This window comes from Streptosporangium sp. NPDC020072 (genome assembly GCF_040631445.1).
In the GTDB taxonomy this organism is placed as follows: domain Bacteria; phylum Actinomycetota; class Actinomycetes; order Streptosporangiales; family Streptosporangiaceae; genus Streptosporangium.
The window spans coordinates 182,671-197,135 of sequence record NZ_JBEYAB010000014.1 but is presented as its reverse complement, the minus strand read 5'-3'; the positions used below and the strand labels follow the sequence as shown (position 1 = coordinate 197,135).

General features: G+C 71.9%; 12 protein-coding genes. 3 read left to right on the top strand and 9 right to left on the bottom strand.

Translation table 11 applies throughout. From position 1 onward, the window contains the following. Positions 1 to 40 precede the first annotated feature (40 nt). A complete protein-coding gene (locus tag ABZ470_RS31165; RefSeq protein WP_362915896.1) occupies positions 41 to 1,948 on the bottom strand; it encodes a dynamin family protein in 1,908 nt (635 codons plus the stop codon). Further along, positions 1,945 to 3,825 (bottom strand): dynamin family protein, encoded by a 1,881-nt coding sequence (locus ABZ470_RS31160; protein WP_362915894.1) that lies wholly within the window; start codon positions 3,823 to 3,825, stop codon positions 1,945 to 1,947. Before ABZ470_RS31160 ends, ABZ470_RS31165 begins: the two co-directional genes overlap by 4 nt. Positions 3,826 to 4,084: 259 nt before the next feature. On the opposite strand from ABZ470_RS31160, the gene ABZ470_RS31155 reads away from it, so the two are divergent. After that, the gene (locus tag ABZ470_RS31155) at positions 4,085 to 4,657 is read left to right on the top strand and encodes a sigma-70 family RNA polymerase sigma factor (protein WP_352013149.1); all 573 of its coding nucleotides are present in this window, start codon (positions 4,085 to 4,087) and stop codon (positions 4,655 to 4,657) included. Between the two features lie 5 nt (positions 4,658 to 4,662). Here ABZ470_RS31155 and grpE read toward each other — a convergent pair whose 3' ends face one another. The 4 genes from grpE to ABZ470_RS31135 all read right to left on the bottom strand — a co-directional run bounded on the left by grpE (position 4,663) and on the right by ABZ470_RS31135 (position 8,418). Next, the gene (gene grpE / locus ABZ470_RS31150; RefSeq protein ID WP_362915892.1) at positions 4,663 to 5,532 is read right to left on the bottom strand and encodes a nucleotide exchange factor GrpE; all 870 of its coding nucleotides are present in this window, start codon (positions 5,530 to 5,532) and stop codon (positions 4,663 to 4,665) included. 82 nt (positions 5,533 to 5,614) lie between these two features. After that, entirely contained in the window at positions 5,615 to 5,863 is a 249-nt protein-coding gene (locus ABZ470_RS31145; protein WP_352013147.1) for a hypothetical protein, read from the bottom strand. Positions 5,864 to 6,018: 155 nt separating this feature from the next. Further along, positions 6,019 to 7,779 (bottom strand): glycoside hydrolase family 15 protein, encoded by a 1,761-nt coding sequence (locus ABZ470_RS31140; RefSeq protein ID WP_352013146.1) that lies wholly within the window; start codon positions 7,777 to 7,779, stop codon positions 6,019 to 6,021. Between the two features lie 33 nt (positions 7,780 to 7,812). Next, positions 7,813 to 8,418, bottom strand: coding sequence for a hypothetical protein (locus ABZ470_RS31135; RefSeq protein ID WP_352013145.1), 606 nt, complete (start codon positions 8,416 to 8,418; stop codon positions 7,813 to 7,815). Between the two features lie 75 nt (positions 8,419 to 8,493). Between ABZ470_RS31135 and ABZ470_RS31130 the strand changes: the two genes are divergently transcribed. Beyond that, entirely contained in the window at positions 8,494 to 9,927 is a 1,434-nt protein-coding gene (locus ABZ470_RS31130; RefSeq protein WP_362915890.1) for a PLP-dependent aminotransferase family protein, read from the top strand. A gap of 3 nt (positions 9,928 to 9,930) precedes the next feature. On the opposite strand, the gene ABZ470_RS31125 is transcribed toward ABZ470_RS31130, so the two are convergent. The 3 genes from ABZ470_RS31125 to ABZ470_RS31115 form a co-directional block, all read right to left on the bottom strand. After that, the gene (locus tag ABZ470_RS31125; protein ID WP_362915888.1) at positions 9,931 to 10,176 is read right to left on the bottom strand and encodes a hypothetical protein; all 246 of its coding nucleotides are present in this window, start codon (positions 10,174 to 10,176) and stop codon (positions 9,931 to 9,933) included. An 86-nt stretch (positions 10,177 to 10,262) separates the two neighbouring features. Continuing rightward, positions 10,263 to 10,874 carry a TRIC cation channel family protein gene (locus ABZ470_RS31120; protein ID WP_352013142.1) on the bottom strand — a complete coding sequence of 204 codons (612 nt, stop codon included), beginning with the start codon at positions 10,872 to 10,874 and terminating at the stop codon, positions 10,263 to 10,265. A gap of 38 nt (positions 10,875 to 10,912) precedes the next feature. Then, positions 10,913 to 12,415 carry an oligopeptide:H+ symporter gene (locus tag ABZ470_RS31115; protein WP_362915886.1) on the bottom strand — a complete coding sequence of 501 codons (1,503 nt, stop codon included), beginning with the start codon at positions 12,413 to 12,415 and terminating at the stop codon, positions 10,913 to 10,915. Between the two features lie 179 nt (positions 12,416 to 12,594). On the opposite strand from ABZ470_RS31115, the gene ABZ470_RS31110 reads away from it, so the two are divergent. Next, positions 12,595 to 14,430, top strand: coding sequence for an AMP-dependent synthetase/ligase (locus tag ABZ470_RS31110; protein ID WP_362915884.1), 1,836 nt, complete (start codon positions 12,595 to 12,597; stop codon positions 14,428 to 14,430). The last annotated feature ends 35 nt before the right edge of the window (positions 14,431 to 14,465 follow it).

Below are 14,465 nucleotides of genomic sequence, written 5' to 3'. Positions count from 1 at the left end.
ACGTCGCCGGGGGCACGGGGCGCGAACGGGGACAGGACGGTCAGGGGGCCGATCCCAGGGCGGCGACCGCCGCGGCGAGCTCCTCACGCAGCTCGTGGCCGCGCCTGGTGAGGGCGTTGATCGCGGCGATGCGGTCCTGGCCGGACTGCCGCGACCTCTGGCGGTCGGCGGCCGAACGGGCCGAGGCGGACTTCAGCTCCGCCCGCCTGCTCTCAAGGTCCTTGCGCCTTCGCATCAGGTTGTCGTCGGCGGCCTGCTCGACGCTGACCCGCCAGGTGGCGACCATCCGCTCCAGGTCGAGGGTCATCTCCCTGGCGACGACGGAGAACTGGTCGCGCAGCGCCCCCCTGATCGCGGCCTGGTTGCGCTGCACCTTCTCCAGCGAGCGCCGCCCGAAGAAGATGGAGGCCCCGATGGCGGGGGCGACCAGGAGGAAGCCGACGGGGCCGAGCATGGCCGCGGCCAGGCCACCGAACGAGGCGGCCATCGAGATCGAGGGCAGCACGTCCCGCACCATGTCCACGTCGACCGGCGTGTCCGCGGCCTGGTCCCCCTTGACCTGGACCTGCGACAGGTTGGGCATCGCGCGCCTGTCGGAGGTCAGCTCGACCGGGTCGAGGCCCAGGTCGCGGGCGAAGGCGTCCAGCGTGGTCCTGGCCAGGTTCTCCACGTCGTAGACGATCTGCGACCAGACGGCCTCAAGTGAGCGCTGGACGCTCTCCGGCAGCTCCGCCATGTACCTGTCGATCTGCTCCTGCTTCTTCAGCGTGGCGATCGCGTTCTCGTACGGCTGGCGGATCTCGGCCACCCGGGCGGCCACGATCCCGCCGACCTCACGCCCGAGGAAGGTGTTGGCGACGGCGCCCGCCCTGCGCTTGGCCGTCAGTTCCCCGAGGGCGGCCAGCTCCGCGTCCAGCTCGGCGAGCCGTGCGGTGACGTCCCCGGCGTCGTCGGAGCCCGCGGCGACGTCGTCCTGCGCCCCGGCCGCCAGTGAGTTCAGCGCGGAGAGCGCGGCGGCGACCACGGTCGCGCCACGCGCGGACTCCCGGCCGTCGGCGAACCCGCGCAGGTACCGCTCCAGGACGTCCATGCCGCTGCGGGCCCGCAGCGCGTCGGCCCGTTCGGCGCGTCCCTCCCGCCGTTTCGCCGCGGCGGCCTCGGCGAGCTTCGAGCTCACCGGAATCCAGGGCGCCCGCAGCAGCGGGCTCAGCGTCGTCGTCCTGCCGGGGTCGGCGGCGATCGCCTCGGTGACGAAGGTCCTCAGCCGGGCCTTGTTCTCCTCCTGCAGGCTGTGCCAGTTGGTGGAGTCCTCCACCTTGGTCAGCACGAACACGATCGCCTGGACCCGCTCGGCGGCCTCGGCGAGGAACTCCAGCTCGTGCCTGAGCACCGGCTGGTCCTGCGCGCTGAGCGTGAACAGCAGGGCGTCGGCCCGCTGGAGCATGGCCACGGTCACCTGCCTGTGCCCGACCGTCAGGCTGTCCACCCCGGGGGTGTCGAGCAGCCGCAGGCCGTCCAGCAGCGGGTTGTCCAGGGTGACGTCCACGCTGACGACGTCGCGCCGCTTGCCCGCGTCACCGCGCATGGAGGCGTAGTCGGGGATCGACTCAACGGTGATCGGGGTCTCGACGAGCCCGGTGTCGGTGTTGCGGTGCACGACGGCGGTGAGGCGGGGGCCGCGCCGCAGGGAGAGGAAGCAGTTGGTCGCGACGTCGGCGTCGACGGGCAGCAGGTCGGGGTGGCCGACCAGGGTGTTGAGCAGGCGGCTCTTACCGCGTTTCTGCGCGCCCGCGACCACGATGTCGGTGCACTCGTCCTTCCACCTGGCCGCGCTCGCGGCCAGCACCTCGGCCAGGTCCGGCCTGCCGCACCGGCCTGCCAGGCCGTGGACCTCGTTGGCGTAACGCAGCAGCCGGGCCACCGGGCCCGCCTGGTCGGGGGTCGTCAACTGACGTTCTCCTGTCGGGATCGTGCCGGTGAGGGGGTGCCGGAGGGGCCGTCCGGCCGGTCGCACCACGCCCAGACGGCCTCGTAGGCCTCGCAGAGGGTCTCAGCCGCCCTGCGCTGCCTGATGGGCAGGGGTCTGTGGGTCAGCACGCGGAACCTGGCGGCCAGCGCGGCGGCGTAGCCGGCCAGTTCGGCGCGGGGGGCCGAGGGCGGCGCGCCGAGCTGGAGCGCCAGTTCGGTCCCGGTCAGCAGCAGCTCGACGGAGCGCCGCTCGTCCGCGGGGACCATCGGGGACGAGCGCAGCGCCTCGGCCGCCGCCCGGTCCACGGAGACAGGGGGCAGCGGGCCCGCCCCCGTGGGGGTGGCCGGGCCCCGGTCCTCGGTGAGCGCCGCGCCGACGACGTCCTCAAGGACGGTCAGCACATCCCTGGCCCGGTGCCCGCCGGTGCGGCCCTCGCTCATCATGGCCAGGGTGCGCCAGCGCATCGAGGCGGCGGTGGCCGCGGCGGCGATCTCCGGCTTCGGCGCCCCGGCGGCCAGGCCGAGCTGCTCGGCGGGGTCGTCGTGGCGGGCCATGCGCAGCAGCTCCGCCGTCATCTCCTCGTTCAGGACGAGCGTGCCCCTGCCGAGCGCCTCGGCCGCGGCGAAGATCCGCAGGCCGCCGAGCGCGGTGGCGATCGGCTTGTTCTCGTCGAGCTGGGCCGCGAGCGCGTCCAGGGTGACGCGGTCCGAGCCGAGCGCCGGGGTGCGGGCGAGGGCGCGCAGCCTGGTCAGGGCGTCGAGGGCCTTCAGGTGGTCGGCGCGGCGGGCGAAGTGGGCGATGCCCGCGGCGACCGAGCCGGTCGCGGCCTTCCCGGCGGAGGCGTATCCCGACCGTTCCAGCAGGTGCGCCGCGAGTGCCCCGGTGTCCCCGGCGACGCCCTCACGCAGCGCGCGCACCGCGGTCACGATGCCGTAGCGGTGCAGCTTCGCGACCAGGCGGTGCCGTACCTCGGCGGGGACGGGAAGGTCGGCAGCGGTGCGGAAGTCCTCCAGGTCGAGGAGGTAGTCCTCCAGGTCGTCCTCGTCCATCCGAGCCAGTTCGGACAGCGCCGCGAACTCCTCGGCGTCCGGCGGGCACGCCCGCGCGGTCTCGGCCAGCAGGCCGATCACCGGGACCACGTCGAAGACGGAGGTCCGCAGGTCCTGGTAGCCCTTGGCCGCCAGGCGGCGCGCGGTGGGCCATGGGTCGTCCTCGTCGCCGCGCCGGTCGACCTGGCCCAGCACGGCCAGGGTGTTGACGCAGCTCATCCCGCAGGCGCCGGTGAGGCCGCGGAACTCGGCGAGGGTGGTGTCGTCGAACTTCTGGACGTAACGCAGCACGTAGATCATCGCCTGGGCGCGGTCGTCCTCGTCCCCGGAACCGAACAGCATGCTCCTGGCGGCCTGTTCGTTGGCCGCCGTCACCGTGTTCATGCCGGGGGTGTCGACGATGGTGACCGTGCGCAGGGAGGGCTGGTCCAGCGTGACGCGAAGGCGCCTGATCCGGGCGACCTCGACCCCCAGGTCCGAGGGCAGCCGGTGGCCGGGCAGCAGCCGCGAGTGGGCGACGCCCCCGTCCTTCAGCTCGATCGTGACGAGTCCGTCGTCCTCGCCGTACTCGTACTGGGTGACGACGAAGGTGCACTCGCCCGCGTCGACCGGGGCGACGGGCAGCCCGAGAAGGGCGTTGACCAGGGTCGACTTGCCGCTGCTGACCGCGCCCGCGACCGCGACCCGCAGCGGGGCGTCGAGGCTCGCGCGCACCTGGGCGATCCGCTCGCGCAGCTCGGGCCCGGCGAGCCTGGCCGAGGTGGAGTCGCAGAGGTCGCGCAGCAGGTCGGCGGGGCCCGCCGTCACGCGTCACCGCCGGATGCGGGCCGTGGGCGGGGGGCGGGCGGGAACGTCCGCGGCACCATGGGCAGGTTCTCCTCCTGTATCGGTTTCCCGGCCCTCCCTGAGGGAGTCGACGCAGGTCGGTCAGGCCGTCTGACTCGTGATGGGACGACCGGGAATGGGGATTATCACGGTCCAATATCATGGCGGACCACCACATACCGGGCGGTCGCGGAACGTGATGTCATTGGCTGATTTTCCGCTCCCGGACGATGGGTGACCGATGACGAGCGTGTCGCTGGGCGGGGCCGTCGAGGACAGGACCGAGGACGCCGCCGATGGTGAGAGCCTGCTCGTGGCGGCGGCCCGCGGGGGTGACGAGCGGGCCTTCGCCGAGCTGTGGTCGATGGCGCGGCGCCCGGCCTTCGGCGTCTGCTACCACCTGACCGGCAACCGCGCCGACGCCCTCGACGCGCTCCAGGACACGCACCTGGCGGCCTGGCGCGGCCTGCCGGCCTTTCAGGGCAGGTCGCCCTTCAGGGCCTGGGTGCTGGCCATCGCGCGCAACGCCTCCCACTCGGTGATCAGGCGCCGTCCTCCCCGGGACGCGCTCATGGCCGAGGTCGCCGAGGAACTCCTGGTCGCCGACCCCTTCGAGGACTCGGTCGCCAGGCTGGCCGACCTGCGCAGGGCGCTGACGGGGCTGCCCGCCTCCCATCGGGAGGCGCTGCTGCTGTGGGCGGGCGGACTGACCTACGAGCAGGTCGCGCTCTCGCTCGGGGTGCCGCTGAACACGGTCCGGGCCTGGATCCACCGTGCCAGGAGGCGGCTGCAGACCGGCCTGGCCGACGGCTGAGCGCCTCACCCCACACCCTCGCCTCCGGGCGCCGGGTGACGGTAGACGGCGACCTGCGGCACGCGGATCACCCGGCCGCCGTCGGCGTACCCCCTCTTGACGGTCTCCGCCACCGTGTCGTGCAGTTCGGGCCGGTCGGTCGGCTCGGAGCCGAACGCCTCGTGCAGGCGTGGGTCGAACCGCTGCCCGTCCGGGACGATCTCCCGCACCCCGGCCCGGTTCAGGCCGTCGCCCAGGGTGTCGGCCAGCCGGGGGTGGCGTTCGGCGATCTGGTCCCGGTAGCCGATGCAGGCCTCGACCAGGGTCTCCCTGCCCGGATGCCCTCCGGAGAACAGTCGCTCGACCTGCTGGGTGAGCGCCTGGCTGATCCCGCTGCCCGCCACCTCGGTGAGCGCCTCGGCCAGCGGGTCACGATCGGGTGCCCACGGGTGCGGCGGCGCCTCGGCGGCCATCGTCCCAGGGGGAGCCTGGGGGGTCAGGGGCATCTGAGGGGCCTGGGGGGTCTGAGGGGCCTGGGAAGCCGTCTGCCACGGCGGCGCCGGGGACGGTGTGGCGGCGACCGTCCGCCGGCCGCGCGACCACAGGTAGAGCCCTCCCGCGCCCGCCACGGCGACCCCGCCGCCGATCGCGAGCATCAGGGGGAGGGGGAGCGGGAACGGTCCGCCCGGCGTCCCCGTTTCGCCGGGCGTCACCCCCCGCCCCTTGCGCAGGGGCCGTACGGCCTCTCCTTGGGAGACACCCGGCTCGCCGGGCTCCGATGACGTGGCGACGGTCCGCGTCTGCCCGCCCGTCTCCCCTCCCACGAGGCCGCAGGCGGTCAGTGCCGCGCAGGCCAGCAGGAGCATCAGGGGCAGGAGCGCGCGTCGATCTTCCATCGGTTGTCTTCCTCGTCATTCGCCCGTGTGGTCCGCGACGGGATCACACGTGAGGACACACGGGCTCACGCTGCTCGTGCGGTCAGGCGGTGGGGAAGGGGCCCGAGGTCTGGGTGTAGTCGGCGACGCCGTCGCCGTCGTAGTCGACCCGGGCCTCGTCGATGTAGCCGTCACCGTCGTTGTCGAGGTAGACGACGTCGGTCACCCCGTCACCGTCGGTGTCGTAGCGCTCCTCGTTGGCGTAGCCGTCGCCGTCGGTGTCGATCAGCTGGGCGTCGGCGCTGCCGTCGCCGTCGTAGTCGACCAGGTCGGAGGTAGCGAAGTCGCTCATGTTTGTTCCTTTCGGGTGGTGTTCAACAGGTGAGAGTGACCTTGGCCGTGTTTAGTTGCACCCGAGGGGAAAAATTTTTTCACGACTTTTCTGGCCTTCCGGATCCGCCGCATTTCGGCTCGTCAGCGCCCTCCCGGGGAGTACGGCGGGCGGGGTCAGCTCAGCGCGCGGGCCGTGTGGATCAGCGGGACGTGGCTGAAGGCCTGCGGGAAGTTGCCGACCATGCGGCCGTAGCGGGGGTCGTACTCCTCGGAGAGCAGGCCGACGTCGTTGCGCAGCGCCAGCAGGCGCTCGAACAGCTCGACGGCCTCCTCCTTGCGCCCGATCATCGCCAGCGCCTCGGCCAGCCAGAAGCTGCACGCCAGGAACGCGCCCTCACCCCCCGGCAGGCCGTCCACGTCGTTGTCCTCGTCCAGCGGATAACGCAGCACGAAGCCGTCGACCATCAGCTCACGCTGGATCGCCTCGACGGTGCCGACCACCCTGGGGTCCTCGGGGGGCAGGAAACCCACCATGGGGATCAGCAGCAGGGAGGCGTCGAGCTCCGCCGAGCCGTACGACTGGGTGAAGGTGCCGCGCGCGGAGTCGAACGCCTTGTGGCACACCTCGGCGTGGATCCGGTCGCGCAGCTCCCGCCAGCGCGCCACCGGCCCCGTCCTGCCGAACTCCTCGACCTGCTTGACGGCCCGGTCGAGGGCCACCCAGCACATCACCTTGGAGTGGGTGAAGTGCCTGCGCGGACCCCTGACCTCCCACAGTCCCTCGTCGGGCTCGTCCCAGTGGGCCTCCACGTATCCGAGCAGCTCGCGCTGGATGGTCCACGCCCGGTCGTCGGGCTCCATGCCCGAGGCGCGCGACAGATACAGGGCGTTCATCACCTCGCCGTACACGTCGAGCTGGAGCTGGGTGACGGCGTCGTTGCCGATCCTGACGGGGCGGGAGGCCTCGTAGCCGGGCAGCCAGGACAGTTCGAGCTCGGTCAGCCTGCGCTCTCCGGTCACGCTGTACATGATCTGCAGGTCCTGGGCGCGGCCCGCGATGGCCCGCAGCAGCCACGCCCGCCAGGAGCGGGCCTCCTCCAGGTAGCCCGCGCCGATGAGGGCCTCAAGCGTCATGGTCGCGTCGCGCAGCCAGCAGTAGCGGTAGTCCCAGTTGCGGACCCCGCCGAGGTCCTCGGGCAGCGAGGTGGTCGGGGCGGCGACGATGCCGCCGGTGGGGGCGTAGGTGAGCGCCTTGAGCGTGATGAGCGAGCGGACCACGGCGTCCCGCCACGGACCCTGGTAGGCGCACTGGCCGAGCCACTCCTCCCACAGCTGCTCGGTCTGCGTGAGCTGCTCGAAGGGGTCGATCTCGACGGGCCTGGCCTCGTGGGAGGGATGCCAGGTGAAGACGAAGGCCAGGCGTTCGCCCTCGGCGACCTGGAACCTCGCCTTGTGGGCGTAGTCGCCGCCCTGCAGCGGGATCGGGGAGTGCAGCCACACCGAGTCGGGGCCGCCCACGGCCTGCAGCAGCCCGTCGGTACGGCGCACCCAGGGCACGATGCGGCCGTAGTCGAAGCGGACGCGGATCTCGGTGGCCATCTCGACCGTGCCGGAGACACCCTCGACGATCCTGACCAGGTCGGGATTGACGTGCCTGGTCGGCATGAAGTCCGTGACGCGGACCGTGCCGCCCGGGGTGTCCCACTCGCTCTCCAGCACCAGGGAGTCGCCCTTGTAACGACGCCTGGTGGCGTCGGGCCGCCGGGCGCCGGCGGGACCGAGCCACCACTGCCCGTGGTGCTTGTCGCCGAGCAGTGCCGCGAAGCACGCGGGCGAGTCGAACTTGGGCAGGCAGAGCCAGTCGATGGAGCCGTTGCGGCCGACCAGTGCCGCCGACTGCATGTCGCCTATGAGGGCGTAGTCCTCGATCCGCATGTGCTCGACGCTAACGCCTCCGCGGCGTCCCGATCAGTCCTTGGGGCGCATCAGCGGCATGAAGAACTGGCTCAGCGGGCCGATCGCCAGGGCGAAGACCACGGTTCCCAGGCCCACGGTCCCGCCGAGCAGCCAGCCGACGGCCAGCACCGTCACCTCGATGAGGGTCCTGGCCGAACGGATGGACATGCCCAGGCGGTTGAGGCCGGTCATCAGGCCGTCGCGCGGTCCGGGGCCCAGGCCCGCGCCGATGTAGAGCCCGGTGGCCGCGCCGGTCGCGACGACGCCGAGCACCAGATAGACCCACCGCAGGGCCAGCGGTCCCGGCTCGGGGGCCAGCCACATCGCGGCGTCGGCGAACAGCCCGAGGAACAGGACGTTGCTGAGGGTGCCGATGCCGGGCCGCTGTCTGAGGGGGATCCACAGCAGCATCACCGCCGCGCCGACCACGATGATCCAGGTGCCGATGGACAGGCCGAGATGGATGGACAGGCCCTGGTGGAAGACGTCCCACGGGCTGCCGCCGAGCCGTGACTCGATCTGCAGGCCGATGCCGACGCCGTAGAGCGCCAGTCCGGCGTACAGGCGCAGGAGGCGGCCGGGGAACGACCCGAGGGTGGGAAGTGTTGCCTCGCTCATAATGGCACTTATCGTCCATGCCATTACTGCCACCCAAAAGGGCCAATCACGAAAAGTGGCCTTATAGTGGGGCGGGTGGACCGCTATCTGAGTGGCGTCCAGCTCGCTCGCCTCCTGGCGATCGACCCCGGCGCCAAGCCGTACTACCGGACCCTGGCCGCGACCGTGCGGTCGCTGATCCTCGACGGGCGGCTGCCCGTGCGGGTACGGGTCCCGGCGGAGCGGCACCTCGCCGAGGCGCTGGGCGTCAGCCGTACGACCGTGACCTCCGCCTACGACCGGCTGCGCGAGCAGGGATACCTGGAGAGCAGGCAGGGGGCGGGGAGCTGGACGGCGCTGCCGGACGCGGGCTCGCTCGGCGCGGAGAACCCCTGGATCGCCGCAGAGGACGACGGGCTGCTGCCGCTGCACTGCGCGGCGCCGTCCGCGGCCAGGACGCTGCCCGCCGCGATCGCCGCCGCGGGGGAGGGCTATCCGCGCTACACCCTGGGCATGGGCTACGACCCGGTCGGGATCGCGCCGCTGCGCCAGGCCGTCGCCGCCCGGTACTGCGCGCGGGGGCTGGCCACCAGGCCGGAGCAGATCCTCATCACCGCGGGCGCCCAGCACGGCCTCCACCTGCTGGCCATGGCGCTGCTCGCGCCGGGCGACCCGTTCCTGCTCGATTCGCCGACCTATCCGCACGCCATCGACCTGGCCAGGGCGCGGGGCGCCAGGATCGTCCCGGTCGGCATCCCCGACGACGGCTGGCACCTGGACCTGCTCACCAGCGCGATGCGTCAGTCAGGGGCCCGCCTGGCCTACGTCATCCCCGACTTCCACAATCCCACCGGCCACCTGATGGACGACGCCACCCGGGCCGGGCTGGTGAGCGCCGCCAGGAGGCACGACACCACGCTGATCGTGGACGAGACCTGGAGCGAGCTGGACATCGACGAGGTGCCCAGGACCGCCCCGCTGGCCGCCTTCGACACCGACGGCAGGGTGATCAGCCTGGGATCGGCCTCCAAGCTGTGGTGGGGCGGCCTGCGCATCGGCTGGATCCGCACGGGCGCCGCCATGGTGCGCCGCCTGGCCGCCCTGCGCGCCTCGGTCGACATCGCGAGCTCCCTGTTCGAGCAGCTCGTCGTGGCCAGGCTCTTCGAGGACATCGAGGAGACCAGGGCCGAACGCCGCCGCAGCCTCGGCGCGTCACGGGCCGCCCTGACGGCCGCGCTGGCCGAGCACATGCCGGACTGGGACTACACCGTGCCCAGGGGCGGCGGCTCGCTGTGGATCAGGCTGCCCGACCACTCGGGCAGCCTGCTGGCCGAGGCCGCCGCCTGCCAGGGCGTACGGCTGGCCCCCGGCACCTGGTTCGGCGTCGACGGCACGCTCGAAGGCAGGCTCCGGCTTCCCTTCACCCAGTCCCCGCAGGTCGTCACCGAGGGAGTGGCCCGCATCGCGGAGGCCAGGATCAGGGGCCCGTACGGCGCCCGCCCGGCTCCGCCGCTCACCCCCGCCCTGTGATCGTCAGGCGGCCTCCGCCGCCTCTCCGGCCTCCTGCAGGAGGCCGGAGCGATGCTGCTCGGAGAGCAGGTGACCGGCCCCGACGACGATCGCGACGGGCCAGTCGATGACCTCAAGGGCGCCGAGCACCCCCAGCACCGCGTAGAAGGCCAGCCGTTCGGGTGGCGGCACCGCCACCGTCCCGACCAGCGGCAGATTGACGGTGCAGGGCCGTCGCCCGTGGCCCGCGGTCTTCTTCCCCTTGGCCATGGTGGCCTCCCGTGAGTTGGACGCCTACCGCCGCGATGCCCGGGCCGTACGCCGTGTAACGCGACTTGACCAGGGTTTTCACCGGGCTACTCCGGCGCGACTCCCCGGGCGAGCGGGGCGCGCCAGCGCAGCCGCATCGCGGCGATGCGCAGCCCGAACCCGAGTACGGCGGCGGCCAGCGTGGCGGGCCAGCCGTGCAGGTCCAGGATGTAGAGCACGGCCATCACCGCCGAGCAGAACAGGGCGGGCACCGCGTAGAGCTGGCGGTCGTAGAGCAGGATGGGGATCTGCCCGGACAGGACGTCGCGCAGCACGCCGCCGCCGACACCGGTGGTGACCCCGAGCAGTGTCGCGTGCAGCGGGCTCAGGCCGTAGCTCAGCGCCTTCTCCGTGCCCACCACGGAGAACAGGCCGAGGCCCGCCGCGTCGAACACGTTGACGGCGGGCATCACCCGCTCCACGTGCGGGTGCCAGAAGAACACGATGGCCGTCGCGATCACCGGGGCGAGCACGTATCCGGTGCTGGAGAAGGCAGCGGGCCGGACGTTGAGGATCAGGTCACGCAGGATGCCGCCGCCGAGCGCGGTCATCTCCGCCAGTACGGCCATGCCGACCACGTCCAGTCGCCTGCGGACGCCCACGAGTGCGCCTGAGAGAGCGAAGACGAAGATTCCGACGAGGTCAAGCCATTGGTTCACTGATAAATCATCCCATGACCGGCTCTACGGGTCTTACATCATATTTCTTGGTGTCCGGAAGGCGCGTGGTCGTGCTCCCGCATCAGGACGCGCAGCCGCGGCACGAACAGGAACAGCAGCACGCCCGCCACGACCGCGATCGCCGCCAGCGTGAGGAAGTAGGCGGGATCGGACATGTGCTCCCTGAGCCTGCCCGTCTGCCCGCCGACCGCGTCACCGACCGAGACGGCGATGAACCAGACGCCGAGCATCTGTCCCTTGAACGCCTGGGGGGCGAGCTTGGTGGTGACCGAGAGCCCGACCGGGCTCAGCGCCAGCTCCCCGAAGACCTGGACGAGGTAGACCGCCACCAGCCACCACACCGAGACCCTCCCGTTCCCGGCCAGGGCGGAGGCCGCCGCCATGATCACGAAGCTCAGGCCGACCATGACCAGCGCGAAGGCGAACTTCTGCGGGGCCGTGACCCGGTTGCCCAGCTTCACCCACAACGCCGCGAAGACCGGTACGAAGATCATGATGAACAGCGGGTTGAACGACTGCGTCGCCGCGGCGGTGATGCGCACACCGAACAGTGAGAGGTCGGTGTGGTCCGCGGCGAAGAACAGCAGCACGGTCGGAGCCAGGTCGTAGATCATCCAGAAGACGGCCGCGGCGGCGAACAACCAGATGTAGGCCCGCATCCCGGCGCGCTCCTCCGGCGTCAGGTTGTGACTGCCCAGCAGGATGTAGCCGAAGTAGACCACCGGAACGATCACGATCACCACGGTCAGCGCCAGCGCGAAGGCGTCGAGGCTGAAGGTCCCGGAGAGCACCCAGAGCGTCAGGGCCACGACGATCGCGGCCGTCGAGCCGAGCGCGACGAGGGTGAAGTGCCGGTGCTCGGCGGAGGTGAGCCGGTGCCCGGGCTCGTCGCCGGCGCCACGGAGGCGGGAGCGGCCCGCCACGTACTGGACCAGGCCGAGGGCCATCCCGACGGTCGCCGCCCCGAAGCCCAGGTGCCAGCGGTCGCCGTCGGCGAGCCAGCCGACCACGATGGGGGCGACGAAGGCCCCCAGGTTGATGCCGAGGTAGAACAGGGAGAAGCCCGCGTCCCTGCGCGCGTCGGCGTCCTCCGGATAGAGCTTGCCGACCATCGCGGAGATGTTCGGCTTCAGCAGCCCGGTCCCGGCGATGATGAGCAGCAGGCCGAGGGCCACGAAGAGGCCCGTCCTGGCCGGTATCGCCATGCTGATGTGCCCGAACATGATGATCAGACCGCCCCACAGCACCGCCCTGCGGGCACCGAGGACGCGGTCGGCGACCCAGCCGCCGGGCAGGGCCACCAGATAGATCAGGGCGCCGTAGACGCCGACGAGCGCCTGCGCGGTCCCCTTGCCCATGCCCAGCCCGCCGACGGCGGGGGAGGCGGCCATGAAGGTGGCCAGGATCGCGCGCAGGCCGTACCAGCTGAAGCGCTCCCACATCTCGGTGCCGAACAGCGTGGCGAGGCCGCGTGGATGCCCGAAGAAGGATTTCTCCTCCGCCTTTGTCTCCGATGTCATAGCGCCCTCCGACCTCAGTGTGTGATCGAACTGTAACTCTGCGTGTTCATTCCGGCGAGGGCGGACCGAAAGGTCGTGCGTCGTCGGTCCCTTAACGCCGAAGGTCTTGTCCCCCCGTATCCCGTGTGATGCGATGCATGCCTCACGAAGGCAAGTGAGCACTTCCAGGAGGCGCTTCGATGGCCGGTGTCCTTGAGGAACGGGCCGCGATCGAGCGGGAGATCGCGGGCCGTACCGTCTGCGCCCAGTTGAGGGAGGCGGCCGAACGGGACGCGGGAGCCCCCGCCTACTCCGACCCCTCGGGGCAGGGGTGGACGACCATGACCTACGGCGAGGCCAGGCGGAGGGTGCTGGAGATCGCCGCGGGCTTCGCCGCCCTCGGGCTGCGCAGGGGTGAGGCCGTCGCCCTGATGATGGTCAATCGCAGCGAGCACGTCCTGGCCGACCTGGGCGCGGTGCACGCGGGCGGCGTCTCGTGCTCGGTCTACCCCACCTTCGCCCCCGAGCAGGTCGCCTTCGTCGCGGCCGACGTGGGCGCGCGGATCGCGGTGCTCGGCGGTCCGGCCGACCTGGCCAGATGGGAGCCGATCCTCGGGGACCTGCCCGCGCTGCACAGGATCGTCATGCTGGAGGGCGCGCCCCGGGACGACCGTTTCGTCTCCTGGGAGGACCTGCTGTCCATGGGCCGCGAACGGCTGGCCGCCGAACCCGGCGAGGTCGAGGCCCGCTGGCGCGCGGTGACCGCCGACGACGTCCTGACGGTGCTCTACACCTCCGGCACGACCGGCGACCCCAAGGGCGTGCCGCTCACCCACGCCAACGTGTTCTACGAGGTCGTGGCCACCGACCGGCTGGCGCGGGTGCCCGAACGCGGCACCCAGATCTCCTATCTGACCTACGCGCACATCGCCGAGCGGGTGCTCAGCCTCTACCTGCCGCTCTTCAAGCTCTCCCACACCTACTTCTGCACCGACATGTCCCAGCTCGGCGCGATCCTCGGCCAGGTCAGGCCGGTGCTCTTCTTCGGCGTGCCGCGCGTGTGGGAGAAGATGATGGCCAGGCTCCAGGCCCTGCTGTCCATGCAGCCGCAGGATCGGCGCGAGCAGGCGCGTCTGGCCATGGCCGCCGGTCTCGCCCACATCGAGGCCTGCCAGTACGGCCGCACGCCCTCACCCGGGGTCCGCGAGGCCTACGAGCGGGCCGACGCCGCGCTGCTGTCCGGCGTGCGCTCGCTGATCGGCCTGGACAACGCGGGCTGGCTCGCCACCGCCGCGGCGCCGATGCCGCGCGAGGTCCAGCGCTTCTTCGCCGGTCTCGGCCTGCGCGTCCTGGACGTGTACGGCATGACGGAGACGACGGGCGCGTTCACCGCCAACGCCCAGGACCGCTTCAAACTCGGCACGGTCGGGCAGGCCGGGCCCGGGGTGGAGATCCGCGTCGCCGAGGACGGGGAGATCCTCACCCGCAGCCCGGCCAACGCCGTCGGCTACCTCAACCGGCCGGGGGAGACCGCGGAACTGCTGGACGAGGACGGCTGGCTGCACACCGGCGACGTCGGCGTGGTCGACGAGGACGGCTTCGTCAGCATCCTCGACCGCAAGAAGGAGCTCATCATCACCTCGGGGGGCGAGAACATCTCCCCGGCCAACATCGAGGGCCTCCTCAGGGAACACCCCATCGTCGGCCAGGCCCTGGCCTACGGCGACGGCAGGCCGTACCCGGTGGCGATCCTCACCCTCGACGGTGAGACGGCTCCCGGCTGGGCGAAGGAGCGGGGCATCGGGTTCACCTGCCTGGCCGACCTCGCCGAGCACCCCGAGGTCCTCCGCGAGGTCGCCGGGGCGGTCGCCGCGGCCAACGGGCGGCTCGCCCGGGTACAGCAGGTCAAGCGCTGGCGGCTGCTGCCGGTCGAGTGGACGCCGGAGAGCCAGGAACTCACGCCGAGCCTGAAACTCAGACGCCGGATCATCCACACCAGGTACGCGGAGGTGATCGACGGCCTGTACGCGTCCTGACCCGTGCCTGTCCCTTTGCCCAACGGGCGCGTGTC

Coding starts and splice junctions, on each gene's coding strand:
- ABZ470_RS31155 (WP_352013149.1), top strand. CDS start 4,085: ATGACGAGCGTGTCGCTGGGCGGGGCCGTCGAGGACAGGACCGAGGAC.
- grpE (WP_362915892.1), bottom strand. CDS start 5,532: ATGGAAGATCGACGCGCGCTCCTGCCCCTGATGCTCCTGCTGGCCTGC.
- ABZ470_RS31145 (WP_352013147.1), bottom strand. CDS start 5,863: ATGAGCGACTTCGCTACCTCCGACCTGGTCGACTACGACGGCGACGGC.
- ABZ470_RS31140 (WP_352013146.1), bottom strand. CDS start 7,779: ATGCGGATCGAGGACTACGCCCTCATAGGCGACATGCAGTCGGCGGCA.
- ABZ470_RS31135 (WP_352013145.1), bottom strand. CDS start 8,418: ATGAGCGAGGCAACACTTCCCACCCTCGGGTCGTTCCCCGGCCGCCTC.
- ABZ470_RS31125 (WP_362915888.1), bottom strand. CDS start 10,176: ATGGCCAAGGGGAAGAAGACCGCGGGCCACGGGCGACGGCCCTGCACC.
- ABZ470_RS31115 (WP_362915886.1), bottom strand. CDS start 12,415: ATGACATCGGAGACAAAGGCGGAGGAGAAATCCTTCTTCGGGCATCCA.
- ABZ470_RS31110 (WP_362915884.1), top strand. CDS start 12,595: ATGGCCGGTGTCCTTGAGGAACGGGCCGCGATCGAGCGGGAGATCGCG.